General features: G+C 62.0%; 18 protein-coding genes. 4 read left to right on the top strand and 14 right to left on the bottom strand.

From position 1 onward, the window contains the following. Positions 1–424 precede the first annotated feature (424 nt). The 3 genes from tyrS to CVS30_RS15665 form a co-directional block, all read right to left on the bottom strand. Positions 425–1,735: a tyrosine--tRNA ligase gene (tyrS, locus tag CVS30_RS15655; protein WP_110486496.1), complete on the bottom strand. Its 1,311-nt coding sequence runs from the start codon at positions 1,733–1,735 to the stop codon at positions 425–427. A gap of 118 nt (positions 1,736–1,853) precedes the next feature. Further along, the gene (locus CVS30_RS15660) at positions 1,854–4,094 is read right to left on the bottom strand and encodes a HelD family protein (protein ID WP_110486497.1); all 2,241 of its coding nucleotides are present in this window, start codon (positions 4,092–4,094) and stop codon (positions 1,854–1,856) included. A gap of 126 nt (positions 4,095–4,220) precedes the next feature. After that, positions 4,221–4,772: an adenine phosphoribosyltransferase gene (locus tag CVS30_RS15665; RefSeq protein WP_110486498.1), complete on the bottom strand. Its 552-nt coding sequence runs from the start codon at positions 4,770–4,772 to the stop codon at positions 4,221–4,223. Positions 4,773–4,872: 100 nt separating this feature from the next. Here CVS30_RS15665 and CVS30_RS15670 point away from each other — a divergent pair, with 100 nt between their 5' ends. After that, complete coding sequence (locus CVS30_RS15670; protein ID WP_110486499.1) at positions 4,873–5,532, top strand: GNAT family N-acetyltransferase; 660 nt, start codon at positions 4,873–4,875, stop codon at positions 5,530–5,532. Here CVS30_RS15670 and CVS30_RS15675 read toward each other — a convergent pair. Beyond that, positions 5,471–6,136 (bottom strand): DNA-3-methyladenine glycosylase, encoded by a 666-nt coding sequence (locus CVS30_RS15675; protein ID WP_110486543.1) that lies wholly within the window; start codon positions 6,134–6,136, stop codon positions 5,471–5,473. The genes CVS30_RS15670 and CVS30_RS15675 overlap by 62 nt on opposite strands. A gap of 77 nt (positions 6,137–6,213) precedes the next feature. Between CVS30_RS15675 and CVS30_RS15680 the strand changes: the two genes are divergently transcribed. Both CVS30_RS15680 and thmT read left to right on the top strand, forming a co-directional pair. Then, positions 6,214–7,104 carry a DNA-3-methyladenine glycosylase family protein gene (locus CVS30_RS15680; protein ID WP_110486500.1) on the top strand — a complete coding sequence of 297 codons (891 nt, stop codon included), beginning with the start codon at positions 6,214–6,216 and terminating at the stop codon, positions 7,102–7,104. A gap of 201 nt (positions 7,105–7,305) precedes the next feature. Next, positions 7,306–7,506, top strand: a complete 201-nt coding sequence (thmT, locus tag CVS30_RS15685) for a 2-hydroxymuconate tautomerase (RefSeq protein WP_110486501.1) — start codon at positions 7,306–7,308, stop codon at positions 7,504–7,506. A 19-nt stretch (positions 7,507–7,525) separates the two neighbouring features. Here thmT and CVS30_RS15690 read toward each other — a convergent pair whose 3' ends face one another. The 10 genes from CVS30_RS15690 to argC all read right to left on the bottom strand — a co-directional run bounded on the left by CVS30_RS15690 (position 7,526) and on the right by argC (position 17,367). After that, positions 7,526–8,260, bottom strand: coding sequence for a maleylpyruvate isomerase family mycothiol-dependent enzyme (locus tag CVS30_RS15690; protein WP_110486502.1), 735 nt, complete (start codon positions 8,258–8,260; stop codon positions 7,526–7,528). Then, positions 8,257–8,562, bottom strand: coding sequence for a hypothetical protein (locus CVS30_RS17835; RefSeq protein ID WP_146233417.1), 306 nt, complete (start codon positions 8,560–8,562; stop codon positions 8,257–8,259). The genes CVS30_RS15690 and CVS30_RS17835 overlap by 4 nt, the downstream gene beginning before the upstream one ends. An 89-nt stretch (positions 8,563–8,651) precedes the next feature. Beyond that, a complete protein-coding gene (gene argH, locus CVS30_RS15695; protein WP_110486503.1) occupies positions 8,652–10,067 on the bottom strand; it encodes an argininosuccinate lyase in 1,416 nt (471 codons plus the stop codon). Positions 10,068–10,069: 2 nt separating this feature from the next. After that, positions 10,070–11,275, bottom strand: coding sequence for an argininosuccinate synthase (locus tag CVS30_RS15700; protein WP_110486504.1), 1,206 nt, complete (start codon positions 11,273–11,275; stop codon positions 10,070–10,072). Between the two features lie 134 nt (positions 11,276–11,409). Further along, positions 11,410–11,946: an arginine repressor gene (locus tag CVS30_RS15705; protein ID WP_110486505.1), complete on the bottom strand. Its 537-nt coding sequence runs from the start codon at positions 11,944–11,946 to the stop codon at positions 11,410–11,412. Between the two features lie 2 nt (positions 11,947–11,948). Further along, the gene (argF, locus tag CVS30_RS15710; RefSeq protein WP_110486506.1) at positions 11,949–12,923 is read right to left on the bottom strand and encodes an ornithine carbamoyltransferase; all 975 of its coding nucleotides are present in this window, start codon (positions 12,921–12,923) and stop codon (positions 11,949–11,951) included. Beyond that, on the bottom strand, positions 12,923–14,206 hold the full coding sequence (locus CVS30_RS15715) for an acetylornithine transaminase (RefSeq protein WP_110486507.1): 1,284 nt from the start codon (positions 14,204–14,206) through the stop codon (positions 12,923–12,925). The genes argF and CVS30_RS15715 overlap by 1 nt, the downstream gene beginning before the upstream one ends. Continuing rightward, positions 14,206–15,102 carry an acetylglutamate kinase gene (gene argB / locus CVS30_RS15720; RefSeq protein ID WP_110486508.1) on the bottom strand — a complete coding sequence of 299 codons (897 nt, stop codon included), beginning with the start codon at positions 15,100–15,102 and terminating at the stop codon, positions 14,206–14,208. The genes CVS30_RS15715 and argB overlap by 1 nt, the downstream gene beginning before the upstream one ends. Before the next feature lie 52 nt (positions 15,103–15,154). Beyond that, positions 15,155–16,324, bottom strand: a complete 1,170-nt coding sequence (gene argJ, locus CVS30_RS15725; RefSeq protein WP_110486509.1) for a bifunctional glutamate N-acetyltransferase/amino-acid acetyltransferase ArgJ — start codon at positions 16,322–16,324, stop codon at positions 15,155–15,157. Further along, positions 16,321–17,367 carry an N-acetyl-gamma-glutamyl-phosphate reductase gene (gene argC / locus CVS30_RS15730; protein ID WP_110486510.1) on the bottom strand — a complete coding sequence of 349 codons (1,047 nt, stop codon included), beginning with the start codon at positions 17,365–17,367 and terminating at the stop codon, positions 16,321–16,323. The genes argJ and argC overlap by 4 nt, the downstream gene beginning before the upstream one ends. 138 nt (positions 17,368–17,505) lie before the next feature. Here argC and CVS30_RS15735 point away from each other — a divergent pair, with 138 nt between their 5' ends. Continuing rightward, positions 17,506–18,480, top strand: a complete 975-nt coding sequence (locus CVS30_RS15735; RefSeq protein WP_110486511.1) for a quinone oxidoreductase family protein — start codon at positions 17,506–17,508, stop codon at positions 18,478–18,480. Positions 18,481–18,516: the final 36 nt, after the last annotated feature.

Below are 18,516 nucleotides of genomic sequence, written 5' to 3' on the forward strand. Positions count from 1 at the left end.
CAACCAAATAACCAATTCAATATAAATAAATTGGTATCAATAAAACTTGGCACACTATTGAGTTCTCAAACAACAACTGCATTCGAGTAATCACTAATCGGTAATTCATGATTAGTTTTCATCGACGCGATATTCATACTTTATTTCACCGTTGTTCACTTTGTCCAATCCGCAGAGTATGCGGCTGATCACATCATGAATTCCAGAAATCTATTCCTTCACGATTATCTCGATTAAAAGTCAATGATAATTGTGGAATTTAGATTTGCTACTTGCAAGATGGGAGTCGGTGCTTCTTTCGAAGCGGCTCAACCTTGTGCAAGCAACAGATAGAACAATACACAGATACCCGCCCCCAACGCAAGTTGGGGGCGGGTATCTGTGTATTGGGCCCACAAACGCGAGCCCGAGGAACTCTTGAGGACTAGCTGGCTAGTTCCACCATGGACAGGGTGCGCTTGCCACGTCGAACCAAGAGGAACTTGCCGTGCAGTGCGGCGTCGGCTCCCAAAACAGCGTCAAGATCGGTGACCTTAACGTTGTTTACATAGGCGCCACCCTCAGTCACGGTACGACGTGCCTCGGAATTGCTCTTGGACAGACCCGCAACAACCAGAAGTTCAACGATGGTCAACCCCTCGGCAGGTGCATCCGAGTGCGGAAGTTCCCGGGTGGCCGATTCCAAGGTCGCGACATCCAACTCAGCCAAGTCTCCCTGGCCAAACAGTGCTGCCGATGCGGCGATGACCTTCAGCGTCGCGTCAACTCCATGAACCAAGGAGGTGACCTGGAAAGCAAGCGTGCGCTGACCTTCACGAGCCTGAGGCTTGGTAGCCACGGCCTCGGCGATAGCCTCGATTTCTTCCTTGGACAAGAAAGTGAAGACTTTCAAGCGATCAACCACATCAGCATCGGCAGTGTTGAGCCAGAACTGGTACATGTCGAAGGGGCTGCACATCGTCGCATCGAGCCAGATGGCGTTGCCTTCACTCTTGCCGAACTTGGTGCCATCGGAGTTGGTGATCAACGGCGTGCCCAAGGCGTGCACGGAGGCGCCCTCGACCTTACGGATTAGATCGGTTCCGCTGGTGAGGTTACCCCACTGATCGGAACCTCCCTGCTGCAGGACACAGCCATACTGGCGGAACAGCTCCAAGTAGTCCATGCCCTGCAGGATCTGGTAACTGAATTCCGCGTAGCTGATGCCCTCGTCCGAGTTCAGGCGTGAGGCAACAATGTCCTTCTTGATCATGGTGCCCACACGGAAGTACTTACCTACGTCGCGCAGGAAATCCAGCACCGACATGGGCTCGGTCCAGTCAAGGTTGTTGACCATGCGGGCGGCGTTCTCACCCTCGAAAGACAGAAAGCGCTGCACCTGGCCCTGCAGGTAGCCCACCCATTCGGTGACGGTTTCCTTGGAGTTCATGGTGCGTTCCGCCGTCGGACGCGGATCCCCCACTAGACCAGTTGAGCCGCCCACCAGGCCCAGCGGCTTGTGACCGGCCAGCTGCATGCGGCGCATGGTCAGGAGCTGGACGAGGTTGCCCAAGTGGAGGCTAGGTGCGGTGGGGTCGAAACCGCAATAGTACGTGATCGGATCGCCGGCAAGGAGCTCTTCAAGAGCGGCCTCGTCTGTGGAGACCTGGACCAGGCCTCGCCATTTGAGCTCCTGCCAAACATTGGCGAAGCTGGGATCGTTCTCGGGGGCGCGGAGTTCAGTTTGGAATGACACACCACAAAATTACCAGCACGACGGCGATTCTTCGCCATTCGCGTGTCCACGTTGCTGCCCACGCCCTCCCACGCCTCGTACCTCGGCGCAGGCTCCCCGGGCGCGGGGTACGTCGCTATTACGCTTCGATTCCTGCCGGCAGGGGCTGCGAGGTGACCAGGCGCAGACGCTGCGTGGGCCGAGTCATGGAAACATACAGGTCCCCCACCCGGCCCTTGGCGTCGGAGAGCAAGGTTGCGGGCTCAACGATGATGACGCCGTCGAACTCCAGACCCTTCGCCTCGTGCGGGTCGATGACCACGATGTCCTGCTCCAAGGAGCCAGCGCCGTGACCAATGCGCGTCCCATACACAACGCGCAGGGCTGCAGTCACTTCCCGCACCATGGCGGCCGGGGTGATGACAGCAACGAGGCCGCCACCCACGGCAGCTGTCTCCTTCGGCATCATCGCCACGACGTGCTTGACCACGTCGGCTGCCGGGACCCGGTCAATAATCGGTTCCCAATCGCCGTCGCGCACTGCCTTTGGAGCTGAAACAATCTGACCGGCGGCGTTGGCCATGCGCACGGCAGCCTCGGCAATCTGCATGGGCGTGCGGTAGTTGACCGTGAGTTCCTCCATGGTCCACCGCTCCCCCATGAACGGTGTCAGGGCATCGCGCCAGGACATGGCACCAGACGAGGAACTTGTCTGCGCGATGTCGCCAACAATCGTGAAGGATTTCACGGGGCAGCGACGCACCAGCAAACGCCACTGCATGGGTGAGAGCTCCTGCGCCTCATCGATGACGACATGGCCATAGGCCCATGAACGATCTGTCAGGGCTCGCTCGGCACTCGTCTGAGACGCCGCCTCAACAATGTTGAAATCGGCGAGCTGCTCAGCGGTCAGGATGCCGTCAACGCCGGAGTCCTCCAGCTGCTGATTCATGTTATCGATGGCCTTTTCGGCGTTGGCAAGGTCCCGCTTGCGCTGAGATTCCACTGATGCCTGGGCGCGACCGCCGGTGGCATCCATCTCACCGAGGAGTTCGGCGGCCTCATCCAGAAGCGGCACATCCGATTCGCTCCAGCGAGCACCCGGGCTGCGCAGGAGCAGCTCGCGTTCGGCCGGCGTGAACCCCGGTGTGACGGCTTCAAGGATTTCGGGCTTGCTGAACATGTCATCGATGAGCTTCTCTGCCGTCATGGGCATCCAGCACAAATTCAGCATGACGCGCACATCATGGGAGGAGCGAACGTCCTCGGCCAGATAAGACCTATCGGCGTTGTTTCCGGCGCCAGCCGACTCGATGTGTTCACGCAGCTGTTCCGTCAGCTCTCGCAACAAGGTCTTGACGAACGTCACGCGCCCCTCATTATGGGGCACGCCCAAGGCGCGCGCCTTATCTCGGGCCCGGCGCACCTGCCGGACGGTCAAGATCAAACGGGTGCCTTCGACGTCGAGCCTGACATCCTCGCGCGGCAAGCGCTGACGGTTCGCCACAGCGTTGGCTACAACCTCGGCCATGCGCAGGCGGCCCTTGAGCTCGGCGGTCTCTGGGGATTCGGGTGCGGTTGCCCGCACACCAGGGAAGAGGTTTCCCACGCTGGACATGACCACGCCGGTCTCACCCAACGAGGGCAGCACGCGCTCGATGTACTTCATGAAGGCGTTGGACGGACCCACGAGCAGCACGCCGGCGGCCTGCAAGCGTTCGCGGTGCGTGTACAGCAGGTACGCGGCACGGTGCAGCGCCACAGCAGTCTTACCGGTTCCGGGGCCACCCTGAACCACAAGGGCACCGCTGAGAGGGGAACGGATGATGCGGTCCTGCTCGGCCTGGATGGTGCCGACGATGTCGTTCATGCGGCCGGTGCGCTTGGAGTTCAAGGCGGCCAGGAGCGCGCCCTCTCCCTGGAGTTGGTCGCCCTCAACCAGCATGGTGTGGTCTAGGACGTCGTCCTCGATGGCTTTGACATTGCGGCCCTGCAGGAGCAAATGACGACGACGGCGCACACCCAAGCGCTCAAAAGCTGTGGCCTGGTAGAAGGTACCGGCCTCGGGGGCACGCCAGTCAACCATGAGCTGACGCAGATCCTCTGACAGGAGGCCGATCCTACCGATGTAGCGGCACTGGCCGTCGTCGAGGTCAAGCCGACCAAAGACGAGCTTGTCATCGACGGCATTGAGTTGCGCCAGGCGGTTCTCATAGAGCGTGGCAAAAGCATCGCGTTCCGAGCGGTTCTGATGCGTTCCCATGGACTTAGCGCGGCGAACCTCACCGAGCTGCTCGACCTTTTCGGCACGGAGTTCATCTAGTCGTGAATACAAACCGTGGACATAGCTACGTTCTTGGGCCAACTCGTCGTCATACATGCAAGGCTCCTGATAAGTAAGGCATACCGCCAAAAAGGCGGACCGTCTAGTCTATCCCCTCAGGCGCGGGGTCAGTCACCAGCTCTGCTGAGGGAATAACCCCGCGCCCAAAGGTTTACTGCAAACTCACACCTTCTGCAGGGAAACGACCTCATAGTCAGCCAAATTGCTGCGGCCCGGCAGGCCCTCAATTTCCAGCACGACGCCGACGCCGGCCACAACGGCCCCCGAGCGTTCCAGCAGCGCAGCGGCAGCACCGATCGTGCCGCCCGTCGCGAGAACGTCATCAAGAATTAGCACACGTGTGCCAGCAGGGACGTCTTCCTTGTGCAACTCCAAAGTAGCCTCGCCGTACTCGAGCGCATAGCTTTCGGCGAAGACCTCACGGGGCAGTTTTCCAGCCTTGCGAATCGTGATGACACCGGTTCCGGTCGCGTACGCGGCAGCAGCTGCCAGAAGGAACCCGCGGGCTTCAATTCCGGCTACGGCGTCGAAGCTGCCCTCGAAGGCATTCGCGATGGCGTCAACCATGGTTTTGAAGGCGGGACCATCAGCAAAAACGGGGGTTAAATCTTTGAAAACAATCCCCTCTGACGGGTAGTCCTCAACGGTGGCACACAATTCATCAAGAACCGCGGAAACGTGCGAAGTTTCGGCGTTCTGAGCGTGGTCTGACATGGGTGTTTCGGCGTCGCTTAATCTTTCGTTCACCCTTCAACGGTACAGCGTCCAAGATAGGGGCTTTTCCGATCCCCCAAAAGGTGCTTATATATTCTCCGTGCAACACAACATTTCACTTCCCGGACATGGTGTCCGGCTTGTGCCGCTACGGCGTCGTCACGCGGCAGATTTGTACCCCTACATCGACCCAGAGATGTGGGCTGGTATGGCCTCTGAGTTCCCTAGATCCAAGAGAGCTTTGGAGCGCCTTTTTGCGTCCCGGATTGCCGATCCCTCGGTGCTGGCCTTCGCCGTGATCGACGAAGAAACCGGCACCGTCGCCGGTACAACCAGCCTCTACGACTACCTGCCAGACCAGTCACGGGTGGAGCTTGGCATGACGTTTTTCGGCCGGAATTACTGGGGCCGCAACGTCAATGCCGCCTCAAAACTGGCCCTGCTGACCTTCGCCTTTGAGGAACTCTTCGTGTACCGCGTGACCTTGCGCTGCGATGCCCGCAATGTGCGCAGCGCCGCGGCCATCGAAAAACTCGGAGCATCCCTCGAAGGAGTACTCCGAGGCTATCGTCGTGGACACGACGGCACCCGCGTGGACACTCGCGTCTACTCCTTGTTGGAATACGAATGGCCCGCCTCGCGCTCCGGATTGGTCCAGCGTCTGACGCCTGCTGACCTCCGGCCAGAAGTGATCGAACTCATTGAGTATTCGGAGCAGTTGATGCGCGACGACGTGGAGAACGCACCGCTCCCGGCTTAAATTTCGAGACCGTGGGATCGCCATCGATCCAGAACCTCCACGGAAAGCTCTCAGTGCCGCCCGGCCCGCTGATACCAACCCGCGGGCCGGTGCGCACCGCTGTCTCGGGAAACGCCGGAAGCGTCACTGTCACCTCACCACCCAAGGCGGGAATCCCGTTATGAACCCGACTCAAGCCCAGCGCTTTCGTGAGTCGGGCTGGTCCTTGCGCCAGCTCGACGTCGTTCTTGGCAGTGGGACGACGCGAACGCGCCAGCTCCAGCCCCTCAACAATCTCGCCGGCGCGCATGAGGCAACCCGACGAGGTGCCCTCCGGCCGGCACACCAGATTCGCGCAAAAGTGCATTCCGTACGTGAAGTACACGTAGAGGTGCCCGGGCGGGCCAAACATAGCTCCATTGCGGTCGGTCTTACCCCGGTAGCTGTGGGCGCCAGGGTCAGGGTCCGCGGAGTCGTGGGGGCCCAGATAGGCCTCCACCTCGCTCAGACGCACGACGACGGGACCTTCCGGACTCTCATGTCGCACAAGTGCGCCTAGCAAGTAGGGCGCGACCTCGGTGGCAGGACGGAGCAAGAGTTCGCCAAGATCTAGGGGCTCATTCATGGCCCCAATGTAGCAGGCCGCGAATGCAGGCCGGCGCGCGTGCGAGAGACCAACGACGCGCATGAAAGACTACCTGCATGGCCCTTGCATTGGATTTCACCGCCCCTTTTGAACCCGGAATCTTTGATTTCCTCGCCGCACGTGCCGTGGCTGGCGTGGAAGAGGCCGACGGTGAAAGCTACGCGCGAACCGTTCAACTCCCCCGCGGACACGGCTGGTTTCGCGTTAGATGGGATGGCGGCGCGTTGTGGCTCGAGCAAGAACTTGAGAATCTAGGTGATGCGGCGGAGTTGTTGAGGCGGGTCCGTCACCTCTTGAATCTCGATCACGATCCGCAGGCAGCCGACGCCGCGCTCAGCACGCATCCCTTGTTGGCCCCGCGGGTCGCATCACTGCCCGGTGTGAGGCTTCCGGGTTGTGTTGACCCGGCCGAGATCCTCATTCGCGCCTTGGTCGGACAACAAATCACGGTGGCGGCGGCTCGAACGGCATTGGGACAACTTGTGGCCCTCGGCAGTCCATCACGGTTACCCGTGGACACCATGACGCACTTTTTCCCCACTCCGGCCGAGATCGCCACGAGCGGCCGGGAAATCCTGCGCGGGCCGCAGCGCCGCATCGAGACCATCATGGCCGTGGCCGGAATGTTGGCGGACGGTTCTCTGCGGATCGACGCCAACGACACCGAGGAATCGCTGGCGGCCAGGTTGCTCCCCATTCCTGGGATCGGCCCGTGGACCGTGGGCTATGTGGCCATGCGGGTTTTGGGCAGCAACGATGTTTTCCTGCCAAGCGACGCCGCAGTACGCAATGGTTACGGCTTGCTGCGCGGCGACACGCTGGCGCAGGCACGCACCATCAAGGCTCCAGAACTAAGCGCCATGGCAGAGTCCCTGCGCCCATGGCGCTCCTATGCGACGCTTCACCTGTGGCGGCTCTCCGGCGAGGGCGTCCCCGCGAGCCCCTAATCACCTGAGCATCTGGGCAAGGCCGATTTGCACTCGCGGTTGTGCTCGCCCGTTGTACGCCAAGGTAGCTGGAGGGTCGGAGATCGCCACTTTCGCGAACAAAGCTGGCCCTTGAGCACGTTCAGCGGGCCGAACTCTGGCTAAGATGAGGGCAGCTAGATCCCCGCCCACCAAGCACCTAATGCACGGAAAGAAGTCACTTTGCCGCTGATCCAGATCTCCCTCATCGAGGGCCGCAAGCCCGAACAAATCCGCAATCTCATCCGCGACGTGACCAATACGGTGCACGAGAGCATCGACGCACCGTTCGAGTCCATTCAGGTGGTTGTGACCGAGGTTGCCGCAACCCACTGGGGCTCCGGCGAACGCACGGTTGCAGAAAAGCGCGCCCAGACTAACTAGGCGCGCCTTATGCCGTGGCCTACTGCTTCGCGAAAGCAGTAGGCCACGACAGCAGCTTCGGCAGCTCCACCGAATCTGCGGCGGCCTCCGCACGCAGGCTGCCCATGCTGGGTGTGCGGCCCGACAGCCACGCGGCAATATCGGTCAACATACCTTGCACCGAGACGGTGTTTTCACCCGTTCCGATCGTCAACGGCGGCAACGCCAAGGGAAGTAGTTTGAGCTGCAGATCTGCAGGCACGCGGGCGGAGAGAAACTCGAAGAGGTAGAAGCAAAATTCCTTGGACCAGGTCTCGGGGCCACGGCCCAGCTGCAGATCCGCCAGGTGAATCACGAGCTCGCGCCAGTACGCCAACGCTCCGTCGCGCACCACACCGTTGCGGTAGCTGATGGGCAGGTCCCACTGGGCGTCGTCCAGGCCCTGCAGCAGCGTCAGCACCCGCGTAAATGCACTGGAAATGTAGGCCCTGTGCTCTTCGGCCGTGTGTCCGGCGTTCATCTCGATGGCCTGGGTTCGACCGCCCTGGCCGCCATCGTAAAAATCAATCTTTTCCCCACGCAACGCATACTCGCCCTGCCGCGCCACAGCGTTGGAGACGTGCGCGATATGCGCCAGCACATGCCCGCGCGTCCAGCCCGGCAAATCGCTGGCCACGAGGACATCGGCGTCCGTCAGCCCGGCCAGTTTTGCACTCACATTGTCCGCAGCCGTCGTGAGGCGCGCTACCAGTTGTGCGTTAGAAATATCAGTCATGCCCCAAGCATAGCGGCCGAGGGTCCCGCCACGAGCTGGCGAGTGGTGGGAGGCCGATATGCGATAGCGGCCGAGGGTCCCGCCACGAGCTGGCGAGTGGTGGGAGGCCGATATGCGATAGCGGCCGAGGGTCCCGCCACGAGCTGGCGAGTGGTGGGAGGCCGATATGCGATAGCGGCCGAGGGTCCCGCCACGAGCTGGCGAGTGGTGGGAGGCCGATATGCGATAGCGGCCGAGGGTCCCGCCACGAGCTGGCGAGTGGTGGGAGGCCGATATGCGATAGCGGCCGAGGGTCCCGCCACGAGCTGGCGCTCTCCTAGCGCCGAAAATGCCCGCATCCACGAGGGATGCGGGCATTTCTTGTTTGTTAGCTATGCAGGTACGACGTCGGTCAGGCCAGGAAGGCGCGAACCTCGCCCAGCTGCCCCTCAAGGGCCGCCAACTGCGACAGCACTGCCGACGGTGCGGTGCCGCCCTGTGCGTTACGGCTGTTGAGTGAACCGTTGGTGCTGAGCACCGAGCGAACCTCGGGGGTGAGGTGCGCCGAGATACCGGCGTATTCCTCATCGGTGAGGTCCCACAGTTCAACGCCGCGAGCCTCGGCGACCTTGACGGCGGCACCGGAAAGCTCATGAGCATCACGGAAAGGCACGCCCTGACGGACTAACCATTCGGCAATGTCGGTCGCCAGTGCGAAGCCCTGAGGTGCCAGGGCTTCCATGCGCTCGGTGTTGAAGACCAAGGTGGCCATCATGCCGGAGACGGCGGGGAGCAGCAGTTCCAAGGTGTCAGCCGCGTCAATGACGGGCTCCTTGTCTTCCTGGAGATCCCTGTTGTACGCCAAGGGCAGGCCCTTGAGCGTTGCCAACAGCCCGGTCAAATCACCAATCAGGCGACCTGCCTTGCCACGGGCCAGCTCGGCCACGTCGGGGTTCTTCTTCTGCGGCATGATCGAGGATCCGGTGGAGTAGGAATCATGGAGCGTGACGAAGGAGAATTCCTTCGTGGCCCACAGGATAACTTCCTCGGAAACGCGTGAGAGATCCACGCCAATCATGGCCGCAACCCAGGCGAACTCGGCGAAGACGTCGCGTGAAGCGGTGCCGTCGATCGAGTTCCACACGGCGGAGTCGAAGCCGAGGTCGGCGGCAACCGCGTTGGGATCGAGTCCCAGCGAGGAGCCGGCCAAGGCACCCGAACCGTAGGGTGAAACGGCTGCGCGCTTGTCCCAATCAACGAGGCGCTGCACATCACGCAGCAGGGCCCAGGCGTGGGCCAGCAGGTGATGGCTGAGCAGAATCGGCTGAGCATGCTGCAGGTGGGTTCGTCCTGGCATGGCCACACCGTGGTGCGCCTTTGCCTGGTCCACCAAGGCATCAATGACGGAGAGAACCCCGGCAGCGATGATTCGGGCATGGTCACGCAGGTACATGCGACCCAGCGTGGCAATTTGATCGTTACGTGAACGACCCGCGCGGAGCTTACCGCCCAGAGCCGTTCCCGCACGCTCAATCAAGCCGCGTTCGAGTGATCCATGCACGTCCTCGTCGGAGTCGGCAGGACCGTAGGCGCCGGACTTGACGTCCACCTGAAGCTCGTCAAGAGCCTTCAGCATGCCTTCGAGTTCTGCCGCATCCAAGAGCCCGGCCGTGTTCAACACCCGGGCGTGGGCCTTGGAGCCGGCAATGTCATACAGCGCCAAGCGCCAGTCAAAGTGAGTTGACTTGCTCAGTGCTGCCAAAGCATCCGCGGGACCACCCTGGAAGCGTCCGCCCCAGAGTGCGCCCTCGTTGGTACCGTGGGCCATGATTACTGACCCAGAACGCGTTGGTCGCGGCTCGAGGCAACCTTGGAGGACATGCCCCACAGTTCGATGAAGCCCTTGGCCTGTGACTGGTCGAAGGTGTCGCCGGTGTCGTAGGTGGCCAGATCGAAGTCGTACAGGGAGGTCTCGGAGCGACGACCGTTGACGATGGCCTGGCCACCGTGCATGGTCATGCGGATGTCACCGGAAACGTACTTCTGGGTGTCTTCGATGAAGGCGTCCAGTGAACGCTTCAGCGGGGAGAACCACTGTCCGTCGTAGACCAGTTCTGCCCAGCGCTGGCTGACAGTTGCCTTGAAGCGGGCCTGCTCGCGCTCGATCGTGATGTCTTCGAGGTGCTTGTGTGCCGTGATCAAAGCCATGGCACCGGGTGCCTCGTAGATCTCGCGGCTCTTGATGCCGACCAGGCGGTCTTCAACAACGTCGATGCGGCCAACGCCCTGAGCGCCTGCGCGGCGGTTCAGTTCCTGGATGGCCTGCAGCGGGGAAACCTTTACGCCGTCGATGGCAACCGGGACACCCTGGTGGAAGGAGATGACAACTTCATCCGGGGCCGGGGGGAATTCCGGGGTGGCCGTGTAGTCGTAGATGTCCTTGGTGGGAGCGTTCCAGATGTCTTCGAGGTAACCGGTTTCAACGGCGCGGCCCCAAACGTTCTGGTCGATGGAGTACGGGTTCTTCTTGGTGGTTTCGATCGGCAGGCCCTTGGCCTCGGCGAAGGCAATAGCCTTATCGCGCGTCAAGGCCAGGTCGCGAACCGGTGCGATGCACTTCAGGTCCGGGCCGAGGGTCTGGATGCCGACCTCAAAACGAACCTGGTCGTTACCCTTACCGGTGCAACCGTGAGCAACCGTGGTGGCGCCGAATTCGCGAGCAGCCTTAACCAGGTGCTTGACGATTACGGGGCGGGAGATCGCCGAAACCAGCGGGTAGTGACCCTGGTACAGGGCGTTGGCCTTCAGCGTGGGCATGGCGTACTCGTTAGCGAATTCGTCACGTGCATCGGCAACATAAGCCTCGACGGCGCCACAGGCGAGGGCGCGCTGGCGGATGTCCTCGAGGGACTCGCCACCCTGTCCTACGTCCACTGCCACTGCGATAACCTCGGCTCCGGTGGCTTCACCGATCCAGCCGATGGCGACAGAGGTGTCAAGGCCACCAGAGTAGGCCAATACAATGCGTTCAGTCACGATTTTCTCTCCCTATTTTCATAACTCGTCAGAGTAAGTGTGTTGCTCTACTTCTCAGCATAATGCATGATTATGCATTCTTGCTAAAAGATATTCATTGCGGGTGCTGCAACTGCCTTAAGCGTAGGCTCCAGCTAGGCTCCCGCGCTCGATTCAGCGGCAAATTGCAGGAATCTCTCCGCCACATCGGCGCCACCGTTTGGATCCCGGCTGATGACCATGACGGTGTCATCCCCCGCGATAGTGCCCAGAATCGAGGGCATGACCGAATGATCGATGGCTAGCGCCAGGAAATTAGCCGCGCCTGGCGGGGTCCGCAGCACCGCGATATTAGCCGATGCTTCTGCCGCAACCAACAACTCGCCGCAAAGGCGAATGAGGCGCGTATCCAAAAGCTCCTGTGAGGAGGCCGCATGAACACTGCGATCCCCGCCTTCCTTCGGCAGGGCATAAATCAGCGCGCCGTCCTTGCCCCGGACCCGCACGGCGCGCAATTCCACGAGATCACGTGAGAGCGTGGCCTGGCCGACGACGAGACCATCGTCGGCCAAGAGGGTGGCTAGCTCCGCCTGAGAACGCACGGCTCGGCTCGTGAGCAGGGCCGAGACCCGTGCCTGCCTCGCCGTTTTCGTCGCCGGCATTGCCGCCGCAGAACTTTGTGCCCGTGTCATGGCTATCGGCCAGCCACGCTGGTCGTCGCGGCGGCCTCGGCTGCTGACTTCTCAACCAACCACACCATGAGTGCCTTCTGGGCGTGCAGACGGTTTTCCGCCTCATCCCAGACCACGGACTGCGGACCGTCAATGACGGAAGCGGAAATCTCATAACCGCGGTAGGCCGGCAGGCAGTGCAGCACAATAGCGTCGGGGGCGGCCTGAGCCAGAGCGGCGTCGTCGAGCGCGTACTCGGTAAAGAGCTCCATGCGCGCAGCCTTTTCCTCTTCCTGGCCCATCGAGACCCAGGTGTCGGTGACCAAGATATCGGCGCCAGCAACAGCCTCGGCCACATCGGTGGTGATCAGCACCGAACCGCCAGTCTGCGCGGCACGTTCCTGTGCGGCAAGTACGACGGCGTCAGCGGGCAAATACCCGGCAGGTCCGGTGATGCGTACGTGCATGCCAGCCGTGACGCCGGCCAACAGGTAGGAGTTGGCCATGTTGTTAGCGCTGTCCCCCATGTAGGTCATGGTCAGTCCGGCCAGCTCACCCTTGTGCTCCTTAATCGTGAGCAGATCGGCGAGCAGCTGGCACGGGTGATAGTCATCCGTGAGCGCGTTGATGACCGGCACCGAGGAGTTGGCGGCCATTTCTTCCAGGCCGGACTGGGTGTAGGTGCGCCACACGATGGTGGAGACCATGCGCTCGAGCACCTTGGCGGTGTCGGCCACGGATTCCTTGTGCCCGATCTGGGCCTCGCCCGGGTTGATGATCAAGGGGTTGCCACCAAGGGCGGCAATGCCAGCGGCAAAGGAAACGCGGGTGCGCGTGGAGGTCTTGTCGAAGATGACGGCCACGGTCTGCTGACCGGCTCCGTCACCGGCGAAGGTGCTCTTGGAGTACGGCGCCTTCTTCAGCTCGAGGGCAAGGTCCAATACCTCGGCTTGTTCGGCCGGGCTCAGATCGGTATCTACGAGAAAATGGCGGGTCATTAAGAATTTCCTTCCGAGGAATGTGCGGCAAGCGCCGTGGCGAGCAGCTCTGGGAAGGCTGCAATAAAAGATTGAGCTTGTTCTGCCGTGAGGTTCAACGGCGGCGCAAGGCGAATGGTGGTGGGACGGGGCGCATTGATAATGAAGCCCGCCTCCAAGGCGGCCGCCAGGACACCGGCGGCCACGGGCTCGGCCAACTCCACACCGATCAGGAGGCCAAAAGCGCGAACCTCCGTGACGCCGTCGAGCTTTCCGAGTCCCTGAGCAAAAATGTCGCTGACGGTGCGCACATTGGCCAGCACATTGGCCGACTCCAGAACATGCAAGGTGGCCAGTGCCGCGGCAGTGGCTACGGGATTGCCGCCAAAGGTGGTGCCGTGCTGGCCAGCGCTGAGCTTGGTTGAGGGGCCCTCGCCGAAGGTGATGATGGCGCCGATCGGGAATCCGCCACCTAGGCCCTTGGCCAGGGTCATGGCGTCGGGAATGATTCCTGCGGCGATGCCTGCAAACCAGTCGCCGGTGCGGCCAATGCCTGTCTGCACCTCGTCGAGGATCAACAGGGCGCCGTGTTCGCGGGTCAGCTCGCGGGCTGCCTTGAGGTACTCCGCCGAGAGCGGTCGCACACCGGCCTCGCCCTGGATGGGCTCGATCACGAGCGCGGCGACGGAGTCATCCAGGGCCTCGCGCAGGGCCTCAATGTCGTTGAAGGGGAGGTGGCGGACGCCGGCGGGCATGGGCTCGAACGGTTCCCGGTAGGCCTGCTTGGCCGTCATGGCCAGGGCGCCCATGGTACGGCCATGGAAGGCACCTTCCAGGGCCAAAATCGTGGGCCGTTCCTTGCCGCCGTGGACGCGGGCGAGCTTGAACGCTGCCTCGTTGGCCTCCGTGCCGGAGTTGGCGAAGAAGACCTTGGAACCTGCCGGAGCCTGGCTCAGCTCGAGGAGCTTTTCGGCCAGGGCGATCTGGGTGGGGCTCGTGAAGAAGTTCGATACGTGGCCCAGCGTAGAGAGCTGGCTGGCGATCACCGAGGTGACGAAGGGGTGTGCGTGGCCGAGTGCATTAACGGCGATACCACCTAAGAGGTCAAGGTATTCCTTGCCGTCGGCATCCCAGACGAGGGCTCCGGCACCGCGCACCAAGACACGCTGCGGGTTGCCAAAAACGCCCATGAGGGAATTGCTGTATCGGGCCAGCCACTGTTCGCTGGTGCCGGTTCCGGTGACGGCAGTGGCGTTGGCATTACCCAACTCTAATGGCTGTGCGCCGTGTGATACTTCAGTCATTATTTCTCATCCTCATCCGGGAAAATTTGCGTTCCAATACCTTCAAATGTCATCAATTCCAGCAGCACCGAGTGGGCCATGCGGCCGTCAACAACCGCGGCGCGGGGTACTCCGCCGTCGACCGCTGCAAGGCAGGCCGCCATCTTGGGGATCATGCCCGATTCCAACTCCGGCAACATGGCCCGGAGCGCGCTCGAGCCAATCTCGCTAATCAACGAGGACTTGTCGGGCCAGTTGGAGTAGAGGCCCTCGACGTCGGTCAACACCACGAGGCGTGAGGCATCCAAGGCGATGGCCAGGGCGGCCGCCGCGGTGTCGGCGTTCACGTTCAACACGGTGGAGGCATCCCCTACCTCGGGGGCGACGGTGGAAATCACGGGGATCCGGCCGGCCTCCAGGAGATCCAGGATGGCACCGGGGTTCACGCCCACGACCTCACCCACCAGGCCCAGGTCAATCTGTTCGCCGTCGACGACGGTTCCGGTGCGCTGTGCCTGGAGCAGGGCGCCGTCTTCACCCGAAAGCCCGACGGCGTACGAGCCGTGAGCGTTAATCAAACCCACCAGCTCGCGGCCCACCTGGCCGGTCAGAACCATGCGGACCACGTCCATGGCCTCGGGGGTGGTAACCCGCAATCCGCCCTTGAACTCGCTCTTGATGTCCAGTCGCTTGAGCATGGCGTTAATCTGCGGGCCACCGCCGTGAACCACCACCGGCTTGATTCCCACATGGTGCATAAAGACGATGTCCTCGGCAAAGGCCCGGCGCAGCTCATCGTTGATCATGGCGTTTCCGCCGTACTTGACCACCACGACAGTTCCTTCAAACTGTCGAATCCACGGCAGCGCCTCAATAAGGGTCGCGGCCTTGTCCTGAGCATTTTTCACCGAGGTCATCATACTTTTCCTTAAATCCTGTGGGTTAGATCCCGCGTCTGTTCGAAGCAGGCTACGAGGAGTAAGCGCTGTTTTCTTCGACGTAGGCGTGCGTGAGGTCGTTAGTCCAGATCGTGGCCTCGGCCAGGCCGGCGTTGAGGTCGATCTCGACGGTGACCTCACGGGGTGTGAGATCTACTAGATCGCGGGAATCACCGATGCAGCCATTACGGCAAATCTGGACGCCGTTGATGCTGACGTTGATCTTGTCCGGATCGAAGACGGCGTCGGTCGTTCCCACGGCGGAGAGGACCCGGCCCCAGTTGGGGTCGTTGCCGAAGATGGCGGCCTTGAAGAGGTTGGAGCGGGCCACCTCACGGGAGACAATCTCGGCGTCACGCTCGCTGTCGGCGTTCTTGGTGGTGATCGCAATATCGTGGCTGGCACCCTCGGCATCGCCAATGAGTGCGCGGGCCAGCGTAGCGCAGACCTGTGTGAGGCCCTTGGTGAACTCGTCCATATTCGGCACGGCGTTGGAGGCACCGGAGGCCAGCAGCAACACGGTGTCGTTGGTCGACATGCAACCATCGGAATCGGCGCGGTTAAAGGTCACGCGCACGGCATCATGCAGGGCCGCGTCAAGCGCGTCCGGGTCAATTCCGGCGTCGGTGGTGATGACGACGAGCATGGTCGCCAGACCCGGGGCCAGCATGCCGGCACCCTTAGCCATGCCACCGATGGAATAGCTGAGTCCCTCGGCGTCGTTCGGTGAGGTCCACAGCGCTTCCTTGGAGACCGTGTCGGTGGTCATGATCGCGGTGGCGGCGGCAGCTCCGCCGTCGGCCGTCAGTGCCGCGGCGGCAGCCTCAACACCGGGCAGGATCTTGTCCATGGGCAGCTGTTCGCCGATGAGCCCCGTGGAGCATACGGCGATGTCGGTGGCCGAAAGGCCCAGAACTTCGGCGACCTTTTCGGCCGTGGCGTGCGTGTTTTGGAAGCCCTCGGGACCCGTGCAGGCGTTCGCGCCGCCCGAGTTCAGCACGACGGCGTCTACCCGGCCATCGCTGAGCACCTGGCGCGACCAGTGAATGGGGGCTGCGGCGACACGGTTGCTGGTGAAGACGGCTGCGGCGTGGAAATCGGGCCCGTCGTTGACCACGAGGGCCATGTCCGGGTTTCCTGATTTTTTGAGTCCGGCAGTTACGCCGGCGGCCCGGAAGCCAAGTGCGGTGGTGACGCTCATGGTGCTACTCCTTGGAAGGTTAGGCCTGTGGTTTCGGGCAGGCCAAGGGCAATATTCATAGACTGTACCGCTCCACCGGCCGTCCCCTTGGTGAGGTTGTCGATGGCGCAGCAAACAATAACGCGGTTGACGTGGGCGTCATAGGCCAGTTGCACTGCTACATAGTTGGAGCCCTGCACCGATTTCGTGGTGGGCCACTGCCCCTCGGGCAGGAAGTTCACGAAAGGTTCATCCGCGTAGGCCGCTTCCCAGATGGCACGCAATGCCGCCGCTGGATCTGCCAGGGCGGCGATCTCGGCGGAAACCTTGGCTGTGGCCGTCGCGAGGATGCCTCGGCTCATGGGCGCCAGGGTGGGCGTGAAGGAGACCCTCACGTCCAGACCCGAGGCGTTGGACAGGCCCTGTTCAATCTCGGGCGTGTGCCGATGTCCGCCACCTACGCCATAGGGGCTCATGGAACCCATGACCTCGGAGCCAATCAGGTTGACCTTGGCCGACTTGCCGGCGCCGGAGGTACCCGAGGCGGCCACGATGACGACGTCGTCCGGCAGCAGCGCGCCCGCCGCGAAGCCCGGCATGAGTGCCAGTAGGGAGCTTGTGGGGTAGCAGCCCGGGACAGCTACGCGCTTGGAGCCCCGAAGTTTTTCGCGGTTTCCGGGAAGTTCCGGCAGGCCGTAGGGCCACGTTCCGGCATGGGCGGAGCCGTAGAACTTTTCCCACGCGGCGGGATCTTCCAAGCGGTGGTCCGCTCCGGCGTCGATCACGAGGGTGCTCTCCGGCAGTTGAGCGGCGATGGCGGCAGATGCGCCATGCGGCAGAGCCAGGAAGACGACGTCGTGCCCGGAAAGGTTTTCCACGGTGGTCTCGACGAGCACGCGGTCTGCCAAGGCATGCAGATTCGGGGCAAGGCTGCCAAGTGTGACGCCAGCGTTGCTGTGTGCGGTGATGGCACCAATGCTCACGTTGGGGTGGTTGGCCAGGAGGCGCAACACCTCCCCCCCGGCGTAACCGCTGGCTCCAGAGACTGCTACTGAAATTGTCATAAGTCGACTATACAGCAGAATTATTCATAGTCGCCGATATTTATCCATATTGTTTCTCTGCAACTGTGACCACCGTCCTATGATGAACATCAGAGGGCTGGCCCTGCCCTCGTGAGAAACACCGATTTGGAGTCAACCATGAATGAGTTCACCAACGCCATTGTCGCCACCGCCCCGGGCGGACCCGAGGTCCTGCAGCTGGCACAAGTCCCGATGCCCGTGCCCGGTGCCGGTGAATTGCTGGTCAAGATTGTCGCCGTGGGTGTGAACTTCATCGAGAGCTACCAGCGCTCGGGGGTTTACGCCGTTCCCTTCCCCTTCACTCCGGGCACGGAGGCCTCCGGTCAGGTGGTTGGTCTCGGAGAGGGAGTTTCCACTTTTGCTGTTGGCGATCGCGTCGCCACGGCCGAGGGCACCGCATGCTATGCCGAGTACGCCATCATTCCCGCCGAGAAGGCGATCCACGTTCCGGCCGGCGTGCCGATGGATGTTGCCGCTGCCCTCCCCCTGCAGGGCATGACGGCCCATTACCTCATGAATTCCACCTATCACGTAGAGCCCGGCCAGACCGTGCTGCTGCACGCTGGCGCCGGCGGAGTTGGCTTGCTCCTGACCCAGATGTTGAAGGAACGCGGCGCCCGCGTCATCACAACGGTGTCCACGGAGGAAAAGGAGGAGCTTTCACGCATCGCCGGGGCCGACGAGGTGCTGCGCTATGAAGGTTTTGCCGACACCGTGCGCGAGCTCACCGACGGTGTGGGCGTGGACGTGGTGTTCGACGGCGTAGGCAAAGACACCTTCGACGGCTCGCTGTCGTCGCTGCGCACCCGGGGCATGATGGTGCTTTTCGGCGGTTCCTCCGGTCAGGTTCCCCCGCTTGATCTCCAGCGCTTGAACAGCGGCGGCTCCCTGTTCGTCACCCGCCCCACACTAGGAAACTACCTTTTGAATGCTCAGGAACGCAGCTGGCGAGCCACCGAGGTCTTCTCGGCTGCGGCGGCGGGCACGTTGCGGGCCCGCATTGGAGCCCGATTCCCCTTGGTCGATGCCGGAGCGGCACACACCGCGCTGCAGGGCCGCGTCACAACGGGCAAGGTCATTTTGGAGCCGTAACAAACGTTTGGGCGGGCACGGAATGAATTCCGTGCC

It is taken from the genome of Arthrobacter psychrolactophilus, assembly GCF_003219795.1.
GTDB classification, from domain to species: Bacteria; Actinomycetota; Actinomycetes; order Actinomycetales; family Micrococcaceae; genus Specibacter; species Specibacter psychrolactophilus.